We start from the raw sequence: 18796 nt of genomic DNA, 5'->3' as shown, positions 1-18796 counted from the left end.
GCCGACCTTTGCATGGCGCGTTTCGGACCATTTTACGGCCTCCCCGGGGCCGGCTGTCGCCAGGGGCCCCGGAAACACCCGGTGGAAGCCTGGCAGTGTCCTGTGAAACGCCCGTCGACCGCCCCGCTCCTGTCCGCCGGATGGCCGGGTCCGGCTGCCCCGTGGTTACCCTGTAGTGGTGACTTTTCCCGTGATAGGCGTCATCGGCGGCGGCCAGCTCGCCCGCATGATGGCCGGCCCCGCCGTCGAACTCGGCATCGAACTCCGCGTCCTCGCAGAGGGCCCCGACGTGTCCGCGGTGGCCGCCGTCGCCTGGTCCCGGGTGGGCGACTACCGCGACCGCGAGACGCTGCGAGCGTTCGCCGAGGGGGTCGACGTCGTCACCTTCGACCACGAGCACGTCCCCGGTGAGCTCCTCGCCGGACTGGCGGACGACGGCGTGGCCCTCCACCCCTCGCCCGCGGCGCTCCGCCACGCCCAGGACAAACTCGTGATGCGGCGCGCCGTGGACGGCCTCGGGTTGCCCAACCCGTCGTGGCGGGCCGTGACGGACGCCGCCGGCGTCGAGTCCTTCGCGGCGTCGACCGGCTGGCCGGTGGTCCTCAAGACACCCCGCGGCGGCTACGACGGCAAGGGGGTCCTCGTGCTCCGCGATGCCGAGGCGCTCGAGGCGGCCCGCGACTGGTTCACCGGCGGTGAGCTGCTCGTCGAGCAGTTCGTCCCGTTCAGCCGCGAACTGTCGGTCCTCGTGGCCCGGCGGCCGTCCGGCGACGCCGTGGCGTGGCCGGTGGTCGAGTCGATCCAGGTGGACAGCGTGTGCAACGAGGTGATCGCCCCCGCCCCGGCCCTGACCGCCGACGTCGCCCGTGCCGTCACCGCGGCCGCACTGCATCTCGCCGAGCGCCTCGACGTCACCGGCGTCATGGCGGTCGAGCTCTTCGAGACCCCGGGGTCGGGGGCGGGCTACCTCATCAACGAACTCGCCATGCGGCCGCACAACTCGGGCCACTGGACCATGGACGGCGCCGTGACCGGCCAGTTCGAACAGCACCTGCGCGCCGTCCTCGACCTCCCCCTGGGATCGACCGCCCCGCTGGCGCAGCACGCCGTCATGAAGAACATCCTCGGCGGGGCGAACACGGACATCTACGCGGCGTACCCGTCGGCGCTGTCCTCAGGACCGTCGGCTAAAGTGCACTTCTACGGCAAGGACGTGCGTCCCGGCCGGAAGATCGGCCACGTGAACGCGCTGGCGGCCCCCGGGGAACCGCTGGCCGACGTCCGCGCGAGGGCCACGAGGGTAGCCGCGACACTCCGCGACGGCGCAGAGACACCCTCCACCACTCAGGAATGACCGAAGGGAATGCAGTGACGAACGCCCAGGTAGGCCTCGTGATGGGCTCGGACTCCGATTGGCCCGTCATGGAAGCCGCAGCGGCTGCACTGGCCGAGTTCTCCATCCCCTACGAGGCCGACGTCGTCTCCGCGCACCGCATGCCCCACGCGATGATCGAGTACGGCAGGAGCGCCCACGAGCGCGGACTCCGGGTCATCATCGCCGGGGCAGGCGGCGCCGCCCACCTTCCGGGCATGCTCGCCTCCGTGACGCCGCTGCCCGTGATCGGCGTACCGGTCCCGCTGCGCTACCTCGACGGCATGGACTCGCTCCTGTCGATCGTGCAGATGCCCGCGGGGGTCCCGGTGGCGACCGTGTCCATCGGCGGCGCCCGCAACGCAGGACTGCTCGCCGTCAGGATGCTCGCCTCCGGCACGGACGAGCAGGCGGCCACCCTGCGCCGGCAGCTCACCGAGTTCGCGGGGGCGCTCCAGCGGACCGCGGAGGAGAAGGGCCGCGCACTCCGCTCCCGCATCGCGGAGTCCACGGCGGACGACGCGTGATGACGGCCTCCCGCATCGACGGCCACGGGGCGCGCGGCCCCGGCACCTTCACCGATCCCGTGCGGTACCCGGAGACCGCTCCGCCCGCGGTCCGCACCAAGCGCGCCGTCGTCCTCCTCGCCCTGACGCTCGTCCTCCCGGGCTCCGCGCAGACCGTCGCCGGGGACCGGCGCCTCGGGCGCAGGGCGCTGCGCACCACGTTCGCCTGCTGGGGGCTCCTGCTCCTCGGGCTCGTCCTCGCCGTCACGGACCGGAGCCTCATCGTCGGCATCGTCACGCACCGCTGGTGGTCCCTGCTGCTGATCGCGGTGATGCTCGGGATCGCCGTCGGGTGGGCGCTGCTCTTCCTGAACACCCTGCGCCTCATCCGCCTGCCCCTGCTCGACCGCGGCGTGCGCCCCCTCGTGGCCGGGGCGCTCGCGGTGCTCATGGTGCTCACCAGCGGATCCCTCGCCTACGGCGCCTACGTCCTCGGCGTGGGCCGGTCGACGGTCGGCTCCATCTTCCAGTCCGGCCCCGCCTTCGACCCCGTGGACGGCCGCTACAACTTCCTCCTCATGGGCGGCGACGCCGGCGAGGATCGCACCGGTCGCAGGCCGGACAGCATCTCGGTGATCAGCGTCGACGCGGAGACGGGCGCCACCGTCACGTTCAGCATCCCGCGCAACTTCCAGAACGCCCCGTTCTCCGAGGACTCCCCCCTCTGGGAGGTCTACCCCGACGGCTACAACTGCGGCGACCCGTGCATCATCAACAGCCTGTACACGGACGTGACGCAGAACTACCCGGACCTGTACCCCGACGATCAGGACCCGGGCGCCGAGGCGATGATGGACGCCGCGAGCGGTGTCCTCGGGATCGAGGTGCAGTCCTACGTCCTCGTCGACATGAACGGCTTCGAGCAGCTGGTCGACGCCATGGGCGGCATCCGGATCGACGCGGGCGGGTGGGTCCCCATCACCGCCGCCGAGATCCCCGGGACCAATCCCATCCGCCACTACCCGCCGGACGGCTGGATCAAGCCGGGCGTGCAGACCCTCGACGGCTACCACGCCCTCTGGTACGCCAGGAGCCGCGAGTTCGTCACGGACTACGACCGCATCGCCCGCCAGCAGTGCGTCCAGCAGGCCATGATCGCGCAGCTGGACCCGGCCACCCTCCTGACGCGGTTCCAGTCGATCGCCGCAGCCGGCACGCAGATCGTCGAGACGGACATCCCGCAGGACCAGCTGGCCGGCTTCGTGGATCTCGGGCTGAAGGCCCAGGGCCAGGAGACCCGCCGCCTGACCATCGGCCCGCCGGACTTCGGGACGCCCGCGGAGAACTTCGTCACCTACCCCGACTTCGACCTCGTCCATGCCCGGGTGCAGGAGATGCTCGCGGACGGCGACCCCGCCGCGGGCGGAGTCCTGCCGCTCGAGCGCGCGGGGCTTCTCGCCCGGGTGCCGGCCCAGACCACCGACGACTGGATCACCGAGGAGTACCTGCAGGAACTCGCGACAATCGGCGACGACGTGACGCTCAGCGAGCTGCTCGCCGACAACGGGGAGTGCTCCCCCGCCTGACCTGCTCCCGCCGCCGACAACCTCCCGACCATCCCAAGGACCTGACGATGTATCTCCTCGACAACACCCTCCGCCCCTACGCCTGGGGATCGGACCACGCGATCGCCGACCTGCTGGGCAGGGAACGGTCGGGCGGTCCCGAGGCGGAGCTGTGGATCGGCGCGCACCCGGACTCACCCTCGGTGGCGCGCGGCCCGGCAGGACCGGCCGACGCCGCGGACGGTGCGGGTGGCCGCGCCCTGGACACGATGATCGCGGACGACCCGGAGCACCATCTGGGCGCCGGGGTCGCAGCCGAATTCGGACGGCTCCCCTTCCTGCTCAAGGTCCTCGCCGCCGACAGCCCGCTCTCGCTCCAGGTGCATCCGACCCTCGACCAGGCCCGGGAGGGCTTCGCCCGCGAGGAGGCCGCCGGGATGGACCGCGCCGCGGCAGGGCGCAACTACAAGGACGACAACCACAAGCCGGAGATGCTCCTCGCACTGACGCCGTTCGAGGTGCTGTGCGGCTTCCGGCGCCCGGAGCAGGCGCGTGCCGTCCTCCACCTGCTGGCGGAACACTTCGACCGCGCAGGCCTCGACCTCCCTCCCCTTCTCCCGCTGCTGCTCGAGGACCTGGCCCAGCCGGAGGAGCGCACCGCCCTGCGGTCCGCGTTCGAACGACTGATCGCGGGCGGCACGGACGTCACGGAAGCGACGGCCGCCATCGTGGCCGCCCTCGCCTCCGGCGCCGCGACCGCGCCGTACGAGGCGGAGCTCTCCACGGTCACGATGCTCGATGCCCAGTACCCCGGCGATCCGGGTGTATTGATCTCGCTGCTGCTCAACCGCGTCTCGCTGGCACCCGGAGAGGCCGCCTACCTCCCGGCGGGCAACGTCCACGCGTATCTGCGCGGACTCGGCATCGAAGTCATGGCCTCCTCGGACAACGTCCTGCGCGGCGGGCTCACGCCGAAGTTCGTCGACGTGCCGGAGCTGCTCCGCACGGTCTCCTTCGAGGCCGTCGGGGTGCCGATGATCGAACCTGAGACCACCCTGCTGGGACAGGAGGTCTTCCGGCCGCCGTTCCGGGAGTTCCAGCTCCAGCGCGTCGCGCTCGAGCCCGGCGCCGCACCCGTCCCGCTGGCGCAGGAGGGCCCCGCCGTCATCCTCGTGGTGTCCGGCTCCGTGCTGCTCGACTCGCCGAAGGGGGAGCTGCTGCTGGAACGCGGCGACAGCGCCTTCCTCCCCGCCGTGGATGCTCCCGTCAACGCGCACGTGGTGTCCGGCGCCACCGGCACCGCCCTGGCCTTCGCCGTCACCACCGCCCCGGGGCGCTGAGACCGTGGACCATTTCCTGCAGAGCCCGCCGTGGGGCGCCCTCCAGCGCGACCTCGGACGCACCGTCCATGAGCGCTCGGGCCCCGGCTGGCGCTTCCTGGCCGTCGAGGAGAGCAACCCCGCCGGCACACTGCTCTACGCCCCCTACGGTCCGATCGCCACCTCCCTGGTCGCGTTCGACGCCGCCCTGGCCGCGCTGACGGACCTGGCCCGCAGCTGCGGTGCCGTGTTCGTCCGGATCGAGCCGGTGGATGCCGGCTTCCCGGCGGACGACGCCGCGCGGGTCCTGCGTGCGCGCGGCCTCCGGCCGGCGCCGGCCAACCAGCAGCCGGAGCTCACCTGGCTGGTGGATCTGGACCGGGACTTCAAGGCCGTCCTCGCGGACATGAAGCCGGTGAACCGCAACCTGTACCGGAACATCCACAAGAAGGGCGTGACGTTCCGGTCCAGCCAGGACCCGGCGGAGATCCCGGTGCTGCTGACGTTCCTGCACCTGACGGCGGCACGCAACGGCTTCACACCGCAGAGCGACGGCTACCTGACCCAGGTGGCCCGGTCCCTCATGCCCGCCGGTGCTGCGACCCTCTTCATCGCGGAACTCGACGGCGCGCCGATCGCGGCCGCCCTCGCCTACGACTCGGCGGACACGCGGACCTACGCCCACGCCGCGCTGGACGACGCCCACCGGAAACTCAGCGCCGGGATCCCCCTGCTGGTCACCCTCATGGCCGATGCCCGGGACAGGGGCCTGAAGCAGGTGGACCTCTGGGGCATCGCCCCCGCGGACCAGCCGGACCACACGTGGGCCGGTTTCACGGCGTTCAAGAAATCCTTCGGCGGCCGCGAGGTCGCCTACCCCGGGACCTGGGACCTGCCGGTGAGGAAGCTGCGCTACCGCGGATACCGGGCGGCCCGCACCGGGCTGCAGGCCACCCGCCGGGGCATCCGGATGGCCCGGACACTGCCGGACCGGCTGCGCGGCACGCTCCACCGCTGATCCGGACGCCCGTGCGGGGGCGGCCCGCTAGTCGCGGACGCGCGCGTAGGTCTCCCACTTGTGGGCCTGGTGCTCGCCGTCGACCACGCGGATGGTGCCGGACTTCGAGCGCATGACGATCGACTGCGTGAGGACCTTGTCCTTGCTGTACCGCACGCCGCGCAGGAGGTCGCCGTCGGTGATGCCCGTGGCGGCGAAGTAGCAGTTGTCGCTCGTGACGAGGTCGTTGGTCGACAGGACGCGGTCGAGGTCGTGCCCGGCATCGAGCGCCTTCTGCTTCTCCTCGTCGCTCGTGGGCCAGAGCCGGCCCTGGATGACGCCGCCGAGGGACTTGATGGCGCAGGCCGCCACGATCCCCTCGGGAGTCCCGCCGATGCCCATGAGGGCGTCGACGTCCGTGCCCTCGCGGGCCGCGGCGATGGCCCCGGCGACATCGCCGTCCATGATGAACTTGGTGCGCGCACCGGCGGCGCGGATCTCCTCCACGAGCGGCTTGTGCCGGTCGCGGTCCAGGATCATGACGTTGAGCTGGCTGACCTTCTTGTTGGTGGCCTTCGCGATGAGATGCAGGTTCTGCTTGACCGGCAGGCGCAGGTCCACCATGTCGGCGGCCTCCGGTCCGGTCACGAGCTTCTCCATGTAGAAGACGGCCGAGGGGTCGAACATCGAGCCCCGCTCCGCGACCGCGAGGACGGCGAGCGCGTTGTTGATGCCCAGCGCCGTCAGGCGGGTGCCGTCGATCGGGTCGACGGCGACGTCGCACTCCGGTCCGCTGCCGTCGCCCACGCGTTCGCCGTTGAACAGCATGGGGGCCTCGTCCTTCTCTCCCTCCCCGATCACCACGATGCCGTTGAAGTGCACGGTCTGCAGGAGCGAGCGCATGGCGTCCACCGCGGCGCCGTCGGCGAGGTTCTTGTCGCCGAAGCCCACCCAGTGGCCGCCGGCGATGGCCGCGGCCTCCGTGACGCGGACGAGTTCGAGGGCGAGGTTCCGGTCCGGTTCCTTGTCCCCGACGGCCAGGGCCGGTGACAGTGTCGAGTACTGGGCATTCGTAGCGTTCTGGGACACGTCTATCCTCATCGTCGAAGGTCATCGGGCAGTACGCGGGCGCACCTGTCCGGTGCTGTCATCATAGGCGCGTCGACGGCGCCGTGCCCGCCGGCGGCGCATCCGTGCGGCGCCCCGGACGCCCCTCCGTTAGGCGCCGTGGCCGCCATCAGCGAAAATGGAGGGGTGAGCGATCAAGGCGACGAGCGGACGACCCCCGGGACACGACCTGCATCCGGGGACGGGCAGGTCCCGGCTGTGCACCCGGCCGTGCAGCAGGCACGGCGACCGGACGACGCCCGACGCGCGGCGGAAGCGGACGCCCCGCCCATCACGCTCACCCCGAACCAGGCCAAGCGCGCCAGCTCGACGGCCCGCGGCATGCTGATCGCCACCGGCGCGACCATCGCCGTCGTCCTCCCCGTCTACTTCCTGAATCCGAGCTATACCGCGGAGACGTACCAGCGTGACATCGACGTCGAGACCGTCGCACGCCAGGCGGCGGGTGACGCCGGCTATCTCCCGGCATCCCCGGCCCTCCCCGAGGGCTGGACCTCCAACTACGCACGCTGGGTCAGCGGCCGCAGCGACGCGGTCGACTACTGGGAGGTCGGGTTCCTCACCGCGGACACCGGGTTCATCCAGCTCACCCAGACCGACGACGCGAACCCCACCTGGACCGCGCAGCGCGTCGGCGACGCGCAGGTCTCCGGGACGCGGACCATCGGCGGGCTCGACTGGGAGCTCCTCGACGCGCAGAACGGGGACACCGTGCTGACGTCGGAGGTCGACGGCGCCACGGTGATCCTCAACGGGGAGGCCTCCCTCACCGAGTTCGACACCGTGGGTGAGGCCGTCGTCGAGGACGTGCGGCAGAACGCCGCCGACGAGGCCGAGCGCCTGTCATCTTCGGACACGGACGGCTCGTGACGGGCGAAGACAGTACAGTGGGCGGCGTGACCCAGCAACTGACTCCCGCCGCCGCCTGGCAGCGACTGCAGGAGGGCAACGCGCGCTTCGTGGCCTCCGACGTCTCGCACCCCAACCAGGACGCCTCCCGCCGCACCGCACTCGTGAACGACCAGCACCCGTTCGCCGTCATCTTCGGCTGCTCGGACTCGCGGCTGGCCGCGGAGATCATCTTCGACCTCGGCCTCGGCGACGTCTTCGTGGTCCGCACCGCCGGGCAGGTGATCGACGACGCCGTCCTCGGCTCCCTCGAGTACAGCGTGAGCGTGCTCGGCGTCCCCCTGATCGTGATCCTCGGCCATGACAGCTGCGGCGCCGTCACGGCGACCATGAACGCGGTCGAGACCGGAGACATGCCCACGGGCTTCCTCCGCGACCTCGTCGAGCGGATCACACCGTCCGTCCTGACCGCGCGGCGGGCGGGCGTCACCGACGTCAACACGACGGTCATCGAGCACACGAAGCAGACCGCCCAGCGGCTGGTCGACAGCTCCCGCGTCATCTCCGACGCCGTCGAGGACGGGAAGGTCGCCGTCATCGGCGTCTCCTACCGCCTGGACGACGGCAACGCCGCGCTGGTGTCAGGATTTGGCGCACTGTAGAGCAGCGGCAAGAATTGCGGCATGACTCCAATGCCTGCAGCCGGCCCTGAATCCACCCCGACGACGGGCACCACGCCCGGCGCGGAGAGTACCGAATACCGCATCGAACACGACACCATGGGCGAGGTGCGCGTTCCGGTGAACGCCCTGTACCGGGCGCAGACGCAGCGGGCCGTCGAGAACTTCCCGATCTCCGGCACCACCCTCGAGCGCGCGCACATCGAGGCGCTCGCCCGCATCAAGAAGGCCGCCGCGACGGCCAACGCCGAACTCGGCGTGCTCGACGAGGAGCGCGCGCGGGCCATCGAGGCGGCGGCCGAGGACGTGGCGTCGGGCCGGTACGACGGCGACTTCCCCGTGGACATCTACCAGACGGGCTCGGGGACGTCCTCGAACATGAACGCCAACGAGGTCATCGCGACCCTCGCGAGCCGCGCGCTCGAAGCCGCGGGGAGCTCCACCTCGGTGCACCCGAACGACCATGTCAACGCGTCGCAGTCCTCGAACGACGTCTTCCCCACGTCCGTGCACGTCGCCGCGACGTCCGCACTCGTCAAGGACCTCATCCCGGCGCTGGCGCACCTCGCCGAGGCCCTCGAGCGCAAGGCCGAGGAGTTCAGGACCGTCGTCAAGTCGGGGCGCACGCACCTCATGGACGCCACCCCGGTCACGCTGGGGCAGGAGTTCGGCGGCTACGCGGCCCAGGTGCGCTACGGTATCGAGCGCATCGAGGCCTCGCTGCCCCGGGTGGCCGAGGTGCCGCTGGGCGGCACCGCCGTGGGCACCGGCATCAACACCCCGGCCGGGTTCTCGGCGCGCGTCATCGAACTGCTCGCCCGGGACACCGGCCTCCCCCTCACCGAGGCGCGGGACCACTTCGAGGCGCAGGCCAACCGCGATTCCCTCGTCGAGGTCTCCGGCATGCTGCGCACCATCGCGGTGTCGCTCACGAAGATCCACAACGACCTGCGCTGGCTCGGCTCCGGCCCGAACACCGGCCTCGGCGAGATCGCCCTCCCCGACCTGCAGCCCGGCTCGTCGATCATGCCCGGCAAGGTGAACCCGGTGATCGCTGAGGCCGTCATCATGGTCTGCGCCCAGGTGGTGGGCAACGACGCCACCGTGGCCTGGTCCGGCACGAACGGGGCGTTCGAGCTCAACGTCGGCATCCCCGTGATCGCCCGGAACGTCCTGGAGTCCATCCGCCTGCTGAGCAACTCGACGCGCGTGTCCGCGGACCGCATGATCGACGGCATCACCGCGAACGTGGAGCGTGCGCGCTTCCTGGCCGAGGCCTCCCCCTCGATCGTGACGCCCCTCAACAAGCACATCGGGTACGAGAACGCGGCGAAGATCGCCAAGAAGGCCGTCGCCGAGGGCCTCACGGTGCGCGAGGCCGTCGTCGCCCTCGGGTTCGTGGAGCGCGGCGAGCTGACCGAGGAGCAGCTGGATTCGGCGCTGGACGTGCTCTCGATGACGCGGCCCCCGCAGGCCTGACCCGCCGCGGGACCCCGACCCAGGGAGGGGCGCATCCGGTGGGTGCGCCCCTCCTCCGTGTCCGGGCCGCAATATTTTGCACTGAGGTATCAGTAGTGCAAATATGTACTTCATGGACGAAAGTGCAACAGGCGGGGCCCCCGGACTCCGGGAGCGCAAGCGCCGCAGGACGAGGGCCTCCGTCGTGGCGGTGGCCCGGCAGCTCACCCTCGAGCACGGCCTCGCCGGCTTCACCGTCGAGCAGCTGTGCGACGAGGTGGGCATCTCCCGCCGCACGTTCTTCAACTACTTCCCGTCGAAGGAGGATGCCGTCCTCGGGCACCCCGACGAGGGCCTCCCGCCGGCGATCCTCGACGCCTTCGTCGCCTCCGGCCGGAGCACTCCGCCCCTGCCGCTCCTCGACGCGCTCACCGACCTGTTCGCCGAGTTCGGGAGCAGGATGCCGATCTCGCGGGAGGAGTACGCGACGATGTCCGCCGTCCTGCACCGCGAACCGCACCTCCTGGCGAAGATGGCTGCCCGGGCCGAGTCGAAGTCCCAGCTCCTGACCGAACTCATCGTCGACCGCGAGGGACTCCCGGCGGACTCCCCGGAAGCGCGCATCGCCACTCTCGTGCTGGGCGGGCTCGCCCGCCGGTCCTTCGACGAGTACTTCGCGGAGGGCAACACCCTGTCCTACCTGGAGGTCCTGCGGCGGAACATCGACGCCCTGCGCTACCTCTTCCCCTCCCCTCCCGCCCCCCAGACCCAGACCCAGACCCGGAACCAGAACCAGGACACGACATGAGTACACCGACGGCGCAGGACGGCCCGCTCCTCCTCACCCAGAAACGCATCTGGATCATCTTCTCGGCGCTCATCGCCGGGATGCTGCTCTCGAGCCTCGACCAGACCATCGTCTCCACCGCCATGCCCACGATCGTGGGCCAGCTCGGCGGCGTGGAGCACCAGGTGTGGATCACGACGGCGTACCTCCTCGCCACCACGATCGTGATGCCCATCTACGGCAAGTTCGGCGACGTCCTCGGGCGCCGCAACCTCTTCCTCTTCGCCATCGCGCTCTTCACGGTCGCGTCGATCGGCTGCGCCTTCGCCACGGACTTCTGGGTGTTCGTGATCTTCCGGGCCGTCCAGGGCCTCGGCGGCGGCGGGCTGATGATCCTCTCGCAGGCGATCATCGCCGACATCGTCCCGGCCAACGAGCGCGGCAAGTACATGGGCCCCCTCGGCGGCATCTTCGGTCTCAGTGCCGTCGCCGGCCCCCTGCTCGGCGGCTACTTCGTGGACCACCTCACCTGGAACTGGGCGTTCTACATCAACATCCCCATCGGGATCGCCGCCTTCGCCATCGCCTGGTTCACGCTGCGGCTGCCGTCCAAAAAGGCCACGAAGCGCATCGACATCGCCGGCGTCGTCCTGCTGTCCATCGCCACGACGTGCCTGATCTTCTTCACCGATTTCGGCGGGGACGCGGCGGAGGGCTGGACCTCGCCGCTCACCTGGGCCTTCGGCGCCGGCATGGTCCTGGCCACGGTTGCGTTCATCCTCGTGGAACGCCGCGCAGAGGACCCGATCATCCCCCTGCACCTCTTCCGCAACCGCACGTTCGTCACCAGCACCGGCATCGGCCTGACGCTCGGCCTCGGCATGTTCGCGGCCCTCGCCTTCATGCCGACCTTCCTGCAGATGGCCTCCGGGACGTCCGCCGCCGTGTCCGGACTGCTCCTCGTCCCGATGATCGTGGGCCTCATGGGCACGTCGATCTGGTCCGGTATCGCGATCTCCCGCTCCGGCCGGTACCGCAAATACCCGATCGCCGGCGTCTCGATCACCCTCCTGACCCTGATCTGGATGTCGACGCTCACGGCGACCACACCGATCTGGGTCATCTGCACCATGCTGTTCTTCTTCGGCGCGGGGCTCGGCCTGATCATGCAGGTGATCGTCCTCGTGGTGCAGAACGCGGTGGCCCCGACCATGGTGGGCGTGGCCACGAGCACCAACAACTACTTCCGCGAGGTCGGTGCGTCGCTCGGTGTCGCCGTCTTCGGCGCCATCTTCACGAGCCGCCTCTCGGAGCGCCTCAACGGGACCTTCGCCTCGTTCGGTGCGAGCCCCGAGGCCGCCGGCCAGGCGACGTCCACGCTCGATCCCGCCGCGCTGAACGCCCTGCCGGACCAGGTGCGCGACGCCGTCGTGGGCGACTACGCCGAGTCGCTGGCTCCCGTGTTCCTCTACCTCGTGCCGTTCCTGGCGATCGCCCTCGTCCTCGCCCTCCTGCTGCGCGAGATCCCGCTCTCGACGACGTCGGGCATGGTGGCACGGGGTGAGGCGATCGGCGGGGAGGAAGCCGTCCGCCTCGAGCGGGAGCGCGAGCGGGCGGCCGCCGGGTCGCCGGAGCGATCCGGCACCTGACCTGCGCGGGCGGCCGACCCGCGCGTCAGGGGGTCAGGAGAGGAAGCGGGCCACGCCGTCGAACGAGGCCGCCCCCTGCACCAGGGCGAGGTGCCGGGGGTCGAGATCGGGCAGGGCGTCCGGGGTGAACCAGCGGACGTCGGTCGACTCGTCGTCGTTGACCCGGGCGGTGCCGCTGACCCGGCGGCACCGGAAGTCGAGGTTCAGGAACGTCACCACGTCGCCGTTGGGAAAGGTGATCGGCCCCACGACGTTCGTCCCGAGCAGGCACTCGACCTCGACGATCACGCCGGTCTCCTCCTCGACCTCGCGGCGCAGGGCCACCGCCGGTTCCTCGCCGGGTTCCACCATGCCGGTGATGATGGCCCATGCGCCATTGTCGGCCCGCCGGCCGAGGAGCACACGCCCGGCGTCGTCGAACACCACGCCGCCCACGCCCGGGAGCCAGAGGGGCGCGTGGCCGATCGAACGGCGCAGGGCGAGGACGAAGTCCGGGGTAGGCATGCGTTTCAGGGTAGTCCAGCGAGGCCGAGCGCTGCTCCCGCGACGAGGAACGGTCCGAAGGCCACCGCGGAGCGCAGCGTGACCCTGCGGGCGGCGAGGAGTGCCAGGCTCCACCCTCCGCCGAGGACGACGGCGAGTACCGGACCCCGCCAGAGCTCGTCCCACCCGGCGAACCCCAGGTACAGGCCGAGGAGTCCCGCGAGCTTGACGTCCCCGAAGCCCAGCCCCTGCGGATGGAGCAGGTGCAGCGTCGCGAAGGCCACCAGCAGGATCGCTCCCCCGCCCAGCATCCCCGGGAGGCGCTGCCAGTCCCCCGCCGCCCCGGCGGCCGCCCCCAGGAGCAGCACCGCCGCGGGATAGGACGGCAGGACGATGCGGTCCGGGAGCCGGTGCGTGCGCCAGTCGATGACGCTCAGCCGTGCACCGACGACGACGAACCCCGCGAGCGCGGCGGCGAGGAGCACGAAGGCGACGGGCTCCCTGCCCAGGTAGTCGGCGAGCACGGGGATCACGGCTCCAACCTACGCGACGGCCCTGATCCGGCGGCGCATCCACGGTTACACTGTGGAAATGTCGGCCCAGCACAGTTCCAGCCCCGAGGAGACGTTCCGCTCGCTCTGCCGCTCCTCCCCCTGGCGCTGGGAGACCCTGCGCTTCACCATCACCTGGCGTGCGCCGTCGGAGTCGGGCCGCGACACCGCGCCTCCGCTCACGGCCTGGCTGCGCCGGCCCGCGGCGCTGCGCGTGGAGGCCGCGGACGGCACGCTCCTCCATTCGACCACCGGCAACGAGACCTCCCGCGACGCCATGTACGTGAGCGCCACCCGGAAGTCCTGGCTCCTCGCACCGCGCCTCGTGACCCCCGTCTACGACGACGCCGGGTTCGTGCGGCGCCGGCCCGAAGCCGCGTACGGCGAGGCGGTCTTCGGCGATCCGCGCTGGTCCTCGATGCTGGACCCCGTGGAGCTCGCCGGGAACGCACCCGTTGCGATGGTCTACCCGGGGGCCGAGCGGGTGGAGATCGAGGATCTCGCCGACGAGGTGTTCGCGGGCCGACCGGTGCTCGCGGCGACGCTCACCCCCAACGCCGGCTACACCGCGACCGCGCCGGGCCACCCCCTCATCGGCGACGGGCGGACGCGCGTGCTCATCGACGTCGGCACGGCGGTCTGCGTGTCGACGACGGCGCTCGACGGCCCGTCGGGCGGCGCCGGCCACGACCTGCAGATCCTCGGCGTGGACGAGTACCTGACGGACGACTACTTCCGGGCGGCACCGCCCGAACTGAGCGACGTGAGCCGGCACGTGCCGTGGATCGTGGAATGACCTAGATCTCCGCGCCCTCCAGCAGGTCCGTCACGAGGGCAGCGATGGGCGAGCGCTCGGACCGCGTGAGGGTCACATGCCCGAACAGGGGGTGCCCCTTGAGGATCTCGACGACGGCCGCGATGCCGTCGTGGCGTCCCACGCGCAGGTTGTCACGCTGGGCGACATCGTGCGTGAGGACGATCCTGGAATTCTGCCCGATGCGGCTCATGACCGTCAGGAGCACGTTCTTCTCGAGGGACTGCGCCTCGTCGACGATGACGAAGGAGTCGTGCAGGCTCCGGCCACGGATGTGGGTGAGCGGCAGGACCTCCAGCATGCCGCGGTCCAGGACCTCCTCGACGACCTCCTGCGACACGATCGCACCGAGGGTGTCGAAGACCGCCTGCGCCCAGGGGTTCATCTTCTCGTTCTCGCCGCCGGGCAGGTAGCCGAGTTCCTGGCCGCCCACGGCGTAGAGCGGCCGGAAGACCACCACCTTGCGGTGCTCCCGGCGTTCGAGCACGGCCTCGAGCCCCGCGCACAGGGCGAGGGCGGACTTGCCGGTGCCGGCGCGTCCGCCGAGCGAGACGATCCCCACCTCGGGATCGAGCAGGAGGTCGATGGCCAGGCGCTGCTCGGCGGAGCGGCCGTGCAGCCCGAAGACGTCGCGGTCGCCCCGCACCAGGCGGACGTGCTTGTCCGCCCCCACCCGCCCCAGCGCGGAACCGCGCGGCGAGAGCAGGATGACGCCGGTGTTGACCGGCTGCTCGGCCGCGGCCGGCGTGAACACGGCCTCGTGGCGGTAGAGCGTGTCGACCTCCTCGACGGTGGCGTCGAGTTCCACCACGCCCGTCCAGCCGGAATCCCGGACGAACTCGCTGCGGTACTCCTCGGCCTTCAGGCCCATCGCGGAGGCCTTGAGGCGCAGCGGCAGGTCCTTCGAGACCACCGTGACATCCCGCCCGCCGACGGCGAGGGACTTCGCGACCGCCAGGATGCGCGCATCGTTGTCACCGCTCCGGAACCCGACCGGGAGCACGTCCGGGGAGACATGGTTCAGCTCGACGCGCAGCGTACCGCCCTCGTCCCCGAGGGGGACGTCCCGGTCGAGGCCGCCGTGGGCCACCCGCAGGTCGTCCAGCAGCCCGAGCGCCTTCCGCGCGAAGTACCCGAGCTCGGGATCGTGCCGCTTGCCCTCGAGTTCGGAGATCACGACGACCGGCAGGACCACCTCGTGCTCGTCGAACCGCAGGATGGCGCGGGGGTCCGACAGCAGGACCGAGGTGTCGACGACGTAGCTGCGACGGTGGGGCGATACAGCAGGCGATGGTGCGGTGGTGCTGGTGGCCATGTGGACTCCGCTCCGGGGTGGACCCACCCCGACGTCGTAGGGTTGACGCGGGCACGGATCCGGACCCGGGTCGATGGCTCGACCCTACGCCTCCCGTCCGGACGGCGCGCGCCGGAGCCGCCGTGTCCGTGGTGAACGGACGGTTAACCCTCAGGAACCGAAACGGCGCTGGCGTCGGCCGAAGTCGCGCAGGGCGCGCAGGAAGTCCACGCGGCGGAAATCGGGCCAGAGGGCCTCGCAGAAGTAGAACTCGCTGTACGCGCTCTGCCACATGAGGAAGCCGGAGAGCCGCTGCTCGCCGGAGGTGCGGATGACGAGGTCCGGGTCCTGCTGGCCGCGCGTGTAGAGGCGGGAGGAGATGTGCTCGTCCGTGAGCTCCTCGGCGAGCGTCTCCAGTGACGTCCCCCGGGCTGCGGCGTCCCGCATGAGCTCCTTGACGGCGTCGACGATCTCACGGCGCCCCCCGTAGCCGACCGCGACGTTGACGTGGATCCCGTCGATCTTCTCCGTGGAGGCGGCGAGGTCCACGAGCTTGCCGCTGAGGTCCTCCGGCAGCAGGTCGAGGGCTCCGACGGGCTGCACCCGAACCCGGTTGCTTTCGCCCAGCCGGTCCAGGGTATTGGCGATGATGTCGAGGAGCTGGTCGATCTCCTCCTGGGGCCGGCCCATGTTGTCGGTGGAGAGCATGTAGAGCGTGACCACATCCACGCCGAGCTCCTCGCACCAGCCGAGGAACTCGTGGATCTTGTCCGCGCCGGCCTGGTGGCCGTGGCTCGTCGGGGCGCCCGCGAGCTTCGCCCACCGACGGTTCCCGTCCACCATGACGCCGATGTGGTGGGGGATGCGCTCGGGCGCGAGGTTGCGCTGCAGCCTGCGCTCGTAGACGCTGTAGCCGACTTCGGGGAACTTCCACGTCACGCCGGGCAACACCTCCTGGATCCACGCTCCGGCGGTCCGGAACTCCGTCGCACCGGACCACCCGGCGCTGTGCGCATACCTCGTTCTACCGTACCGGCAGTCGCCTTATAAAGGGCTGCATGGCCGCCGTCGAGGTGTTGCGGACGCGTCGCCGGCCGCCGTCCGCGGGTGCCGCCGTGGGCTAGAATCCGGGCTATGACCCCGCGCGACCAGGCCCCCCGCTCCCGCCCCTCGGACTCCGCCGGCAGCCGTGTCGCGGCGTTCGAGGACACGGTCGGTTCGATGGCGGGACCCCTCGCGGACGCCATGGCCGCCAAGCCGCTGTGGCGGGGCTGGATCCATGCCGTCGCGACCCCGCTGGCGGTCGCGGCCGGGATCGTCCTCGTGGCGCTCGCGCCCACGCCGGCGCTGAGGATCACCTCCGCCATCTACGCCTTCACCGGCGTCCTGCTCTTCGGCGTGAGCGCCGTCTACCACCGCGGGAACTGGAGCCCCCGGGTGAAGGCGGTGCTGAAACGCCTCGACCACACCAACATCATGCTGGTCATCGCCGGGTCCTACACACCGCTCGCCTGGGCACTGCTGGAGCGCGGGAAGGCCGAGACCCTGCTGTGGATCATCTGGGGCGGCGCGATCGCCGGCGTGCTGTTCCGCAACTTCTGGGTCGATGCCCCGCGGTGGCTGTACGTCCCGATCTACGTGGCGCTGGGCCTCGCCTCGGTGTTCTACCTGCCCGACTTCTTCCGGGCCGACGTCGCCGCGGCCGTCCTCATCTGCGTGGGCGGCGCGCTCTACATCGCGGGCGCCGTGTTCTACGGGATCAAGCGTCCCAACTTCTCGCTGCGCGTGTTCGGCTTCCACGAGCTCTTCCACGCCTTCACCGTGGCGGCCTTCGCCGCGCACTTCATCGCGATCATGCTGGCCGTCCTGGACCCCGTCCCGGCCTAGCCGTCGCGACCTAGCGGTTGTCCGGACCGTGCTTGCCGCCGGGCATGGGCCGCCCGGCGTCGTCCGGGCCCGGCGCACCGGGCCGGGGGACATCGGCAACGCCGTCGGCAGCACCGTCCGGATCGGTACCGTCCGGATCGGTACCGTCCGGATCGGTACCGTCCGGATCGGTACCGTCCGGATCGGCGGCGGCCTCGCGCTGGGCGCGCGCCTGGTCCACCTCCGCGGTGTAGCGGACGCGGCGGATGCGCTTGGTCATGTCGCGGATGAGGAGGATCACCAGCACGACGACGAAGAGCGTCGCCAGGAATCCGAGGGTGCCGGGCGTCACGGACGCGGGGTCCAGGCCCGGTTTCAGCGTCGGATCGCCCGACGGCGTCATCGTCGTTGCAGCCAGGCTGAGGTCAAGGAACACGCAGGCACCACTTTCGAAGCTCGCAGCGGATCACGGTGACCGCCGCGAGCAATTCTACGCGGGATAGAACTGGCCCATGGACCGGGAGGGGTCCTAGGCGTCGGCGGTGATCCCGGCGAAGAAGTCGTGTTCGGGCAGCTCCGAGTCCACCCTCGAGGCGATGAGCGAGTAGTCCTCCCACGGCCACACCTTCTGCTGCATCTCGATCGACACGGCGAAGAAGAACCCGTCGGGGTCCACCTGCGTACGATGCGCGAGGAGCGCCCGCTCACGGTGCCCGAAGAAGTCCGCGCAGTGGATCTGCGTGGTCGTCGCGTGGGTGGGGGCGGGCGGCTGGTGCCCCTCGGCGTCCGACTCGAGCCACTGTGCGATGCGCTCGGCATACGGTGACTGCAGGCCGGCCTCCTCGAGGGCGAAGTGCAGGGCGCGGAAGCGCTCCGGGTTGAACGCGCGGTCGTAGTAGAGCTTCGATGCGCTCCACGCCTCCCCCGTCCCGGCGTAGCGCCCGGGGTCGGCTGCGGCCTCGAACGCCTCGACGGCCACGCGGTGGGCCATGATGTGGTCGGGGTGCGGGTAGCCGCCGTTCTCGTCGTAGCTGATGATCACGTGGGGGCGGAACTCGCGGACGAGCTTCACGAGCGGCGCGGCCGCCCGCTCGAGCGGCTGCAGGGCGAAGCACCCCGCCGGCAGGTCGGGCAGGGGGTCGCCCTCGGGCAGCCCGGAGTCCTCGAAGCCGAGCCACCGGTGCCGGACGCCGAGCTCGGCGGCGGCGCGGGCCATCTCGAGCCGGCGGAGGCCCGGGAGGTCGCGCCTGCCGTGTGGGTCCTCGTTCATCGCCGCGTTCAGGATGTCGCCGCGCTCACCCCCGGTGCACGTCGCGACCATCACCTCGGCTCCGGCCGCCACGTAGCCGGCCATGGTGGCCGCACCCTTGCTCGACTCGTCGTCCGGGTGGGCGTGGACGGCGAGGAGGCGGAGGCCCTCGCGGGACTCGCCGGGCTGATCCTGGGGTGGCAACACGCGCTCCTGGCTTGTCGGGGAG

19 protein-coding genes are annotated in these 18796 nt (G+C 71.1%); 12 read left to right on the top strand and 7 right to left on the bottom strand.

Going from position 1 to position 18796, the window contains the following annotated elements:
• The first annotated feature begins 178 nt into the window (after window positions 1–178).
• From MWM45_RS04730 to MWM45_RS04710, 5 genes are read left to right on the top strand one after another with little or no spacing between them, the layout of a single operon-like run.
• Window positions 179–1354: a 5-(carboxyamino)imidazole ribonucleotide synthase gene (locus MWM45_RS04730; protein WP_247828456.1), complete on the top strand. Its 1176-nt coding sequence runs from the start codon at window positions 179–181 to the stop codon at window positions 1352–1354.
• Window positions 1351–1899 carry a 5-(carboxyamino)imidazole ribonucleotide mutase gene (gene purE / locus MWM45_RS04725; protein WP_247828455.1) on the top strand — a complete coding sequence of 183 codons (549 nt, stop codon included), beginning with the start codon at window positions 1351–1353 and terminating at the stop codon, window positions 1897–1899. Before MWM45_RS04730 ends, purE begins: the two co-directional genes overlap by 4 nt.
• Window positions 1899–3464, top strand: coding sequence for an LCP family glycopolymer transferase (locus tag MWM45_RS04720; RefSeq protein ID WP_247828454.1), 1566 nt, complete (start codon window positions 1899–1901; stop codon window positions 3462–3464). The genes purE and MWM45_RS04720 overlap by 1 nt, the downstream gene beginning before the upstream one ends.
• A gap of 47 nt (window positions 3465–3511) precedes the next feature.
• Window positions 3512–4783: a mannose-6-phosphate isomerase, class I gene (gene manA / locus MWM45_RS04715; RefSeq protein WP_247828453.1), complete on the top strand. Its 1272-nt coding sequence runs from the start codon at window positions 3512–3514 to the stop codon at window positions 4781–4783.
• Window positions 4784–4787: 4 nt separating this feature from the next.
• Window positions 4788–5780: a lipid II:glycine glycyltransferase FemX gene (locus MWM45_RS04710; RefSeq protein ID WP_247828452.1), complete on the top strand. Its 993-nt coding sequence runs from the start codon at window positions 4788–4790 to the stop codon at window positions 5778–5780.
• 27 nt (window positions 5781–5807) lie between these two features.
• Here MWM45_RS04710 and glpX read toward each other — a convergent pair whose 3' ends face one another.
• A complete protein-coding gene (glpX, locus tag MWM45_RS04705) occupies window positions 5808–6860 on the bottom strand; it encodes a class II fructose-bisphosphatase (RefSeq protein WP_247828451.1) in 1053 nt (350 codons plus the stop codon).
• 153 nt (window positions 6861–7013) lie between these two features.
• Here glpX and MWM45_RS04700 point away from each other — a divergent pair, with 153 nt between their 5' ends.
• The 5 genes from MWM45_RS04700 (at window position 7014) to MWM45_RS04680 (ending at window position 12310) form a co-directional block, all read left to right on the top strand.
• Entirely contained in the window at window positions 7014–7757 is a 744-nt protein-coding gene (locus MWM45_RS04700) for a DUF4245 domain-containing protein (protein WP_247828450.1), read from the top strand.
• Window positions 7758–7783: 26 nt separating this feature from the next.
• Window positions 7784–8398, top strand: a complete 615-nt coding sequence (locus tag MWM45_RS04695) for a carbonic anhydrase (RefSeq protein WP_043444573.1) — start codon at window positions 7784–7786, stop codon at window positions 8396–8398.
• Between the two features lie 30 nt (window positions 8399–8428).
• On the top strand, window positions 8429–9895 hold the full coding sequence (locus MWM45_RS04690; RefSeq protein WP_269076582.1) for a class II fumarate hydratase: 1467 nt from the start codon (window positions 8429–8431) through the stop codon (window positions 9893–9895).
• A gap of 112 nt (window positions 9896–10007) precedes the next feature.
• Window positions 10008–10682 (top strand): TetR/AcrR family transcriptional regulator, encoded by a 675-nt coding sequence (locus tag MWM45_RS04685; protein WP_247828449.1) that lies wholly within the window; start codon window positions 10008–10010, stop codon window positions 10680–10682.
• On the top strand, window positions 10679–12310 hold the full coding sequence (locus MWM45_RS04680) for an MDR family MFS transporter (protein WP_247828448.1): 1632 nt from the start codon (window positions 10679–10681) through the stop codon (window positions 12308–12310). The genes MWM45_RS04685 and MWM45_RS04680 overlap by 4 nt, the downstream gene beginning before the upstream one ends.
• A gap of 33 nt (window positions 12311–12343) precedes the next feature.
• Here MWM45_RS04680 and MWM45_RS04675 read toward each other — a convergent pair whose 3' ends face one another.
• Both MWM45_RS04675 and MWM45_RS04670 read right to left on the bottom strand, forming a co-directional pair.
• Window positions 12344–12814, bottom strand: coding sequence for an NUDIX hydrolase (locus MWM45_RS04675; protein ID WP_247828447.1), 471 nt, complete (start codon window positions 12812–12814; stop codon window positions 12344–12346).
• A gap of 5 nt (window positions 12815–12819) precedes the next feature.
• Window positions 12820–13326 (bottom strand): prepilin peptidase, encoded by a 507-nt coding sequence (locus tag MWM45_RS04670; RefSeq protein WP_247828446.1) that lies wholly within the window; start codon window positions 13324–13326, stop codon window positions 12820–12822.
• Between the two features lie 58 nt (window positions 13327–13384).
• Here MWM45_RS04670 and MWM45_RS04665 point away from each other — a divergent pair, with 58 nt between their 5' ends.
• Window positions 13385–14140, top strand: a complete 756-nt coding sequence (locus tag MWM45_RS04665; protein ID WP_247828445.1) for a hypothetical protein — start codon at window positions 13385–13387, stop codon at window positions 14138–14140.
• 1 nt (window position 14141) lies between these two features.
• On the opposite strand, the gene MWM45_RS04660 is transcribed toward MWM45_RS04665, so the two are convergent.
• A complete protein-coding gene (locus tag MWM45_RS04660; RefSeq protein WP_247828444.1) occupies window positions 14142–15473 on the bottom strand; it encodes a PhoH family protein in 1332 nt (443 codons plus the stop codon).
• 150 nt (window positions 15474–15623) lie between these two features.
• Window positions 15624–16391 carry an isoprenyl transferase gene (locus MWM45_RS04655; protein ID WP_043444061.1) on the bottom strand — a complete coding sequence of 256 codons (768 nt, stop codon included), beginning with the start codon at window positions 16389–16391 and terminating at the stop codon, window positions 15624–15626.
• A gap of 282 nt (window positions 16392–16673) precedes the next feature.
• On the opposite strand from MWM45_RS04655, the gene trhA reads away from it, so the two are divergent.
• On the top strand, window positions 16674–17339 hold the full coding sequence (gene trhA / locus MWM45_RS04650) for a PAQR family membrane homeostasis protein TrhA (RefSeq protein ID WP_247829135.1): 666 nt from the start codon (window positions 16674–16676) through the stop codon (window positions 17337–17339).
• 10 nt (window positions 17340–17349) lie between these two features.
• Here trhA and MWM45_RS04645 read toward each other — a convergent pair whose 3' ends face one another.
• Window positions 17350–17754, bottom strand: a complete 405-nt coding sequence (locus tag MWM45_RS04645) for a hypothetical protein (protein ID WP_247828443.1) — start codon at window positions 17752–17754, stop codon at window positions 17350–17352.
• A 93-nt stretch (window positions 17755–17847) separates the two neighbouring features.
• On the bottom strand, window positions 17848–18771 hold the full coding sequence (mca, locus tag MWM45_RS04640; protein WP_247829134.1) for a mycothiol conjugate amidase Mca: 924 nt from the start codon (window positions 18769–18771) through the stop codon (window positions 17848–17850).
• Window positions 18772–18796 lie beyond the last annotated feature (25 nt).

The organism is Arthrobacter antioxidans (genome assembly GCF_023100725.1).
Classification (GTDB): Bacteria; Actinomycetota; Actinomycetes; order Actinomycetales; family Micrococcaceae; genus Arthrobacter_D; species Arthrobacter_D antioxidans.
This window is presented reverse-complemented; position numbering and strand designations above follow the sequence as displayed.

What these genes read in the sequence shown, in the direction of transcription:
- trhA (WP_247829135.1), top strand. Translation starts at nt 16,674, where the DNA reads ATGGCGGGACCCCTCGCGGACGCCATGGCCGCCAAGCCGCTGTGGCGG.
- MWM45_RS04720 (WP_247828454.1), top strand. Translation starts at nt 1,899, where the DNA reads ATGACGGCCTCCCGCATCGACGGCCACGGGGCGCGCGGCCCCGGCACC.
- glpX (WP_247828451.1), bottom strand. Translation starts at nt 6,860, where the DNA reads ATGAGGATAGACGTGTCCCAGAACGCTACGAATGCCCAGTACTCGACA.
- purE (WP_247828455.1), top strand. Translation starts at nt 1,351, where the DNA reads ATGACCGAAGGGAATGCAGTGACGAACGCCCAGGTAGGCCTCGTGATG.
- MWM45_RS04685 (WP_247828449.1), top strand. Translation starts at nt 10,008, where the DNA reads ATGGACGAAAGTGCAACAGGCGGGGCCCCCGGACTCCGGGAGCGCAAG.
- manA (WP_247828453.1), top strand. Translation starts at nt 3,512, where the DNA reads ATGTATCTCCTCGACAACACCCTCCGCCCCTACGCCTGGGGATCGGAC.
- MWM45_RS04690 (WP_269076582.1), top strand. Translation starts at nt 8,429, where the DNA reads ATGCCTGCAGCCGGCCCTGAATCCACCCCGACGACGGGCACCACGCCC.
- MWM45_RS04680 (WP_247828448.1), top strand. Translation starts at nt 10,679, where the DNA reads ATGAGTACACCGACGGCGCAGGACGGCCCGCTCCTCCTCACCCAGAAA.
- MWM45_RS04665 (WP_247828445.1), top strand. Translation starts at nt 13,385, where the DNA reads ATGTCGGCCCAGCACAGTTCCAGCCCCGAGGAGACGTTCCGCTCGCTC.
- MWM45_RS04675 (WP_247828447.1), bottom strand. Translation starts at nt 12,814, where the DNA reads ATGCCTACCCCGGACTTCGTCCTCGCCCTGCGCCGTTCGATCGGCCAC.
- MWM45_RS04660 (WP_247828444.1), bottom strand. Translation starts at nt 15,473, where the DNA reads ATGGCCACCAGCACCACCGCACCATCGCCTGCTGTATCGCCCCACCGT.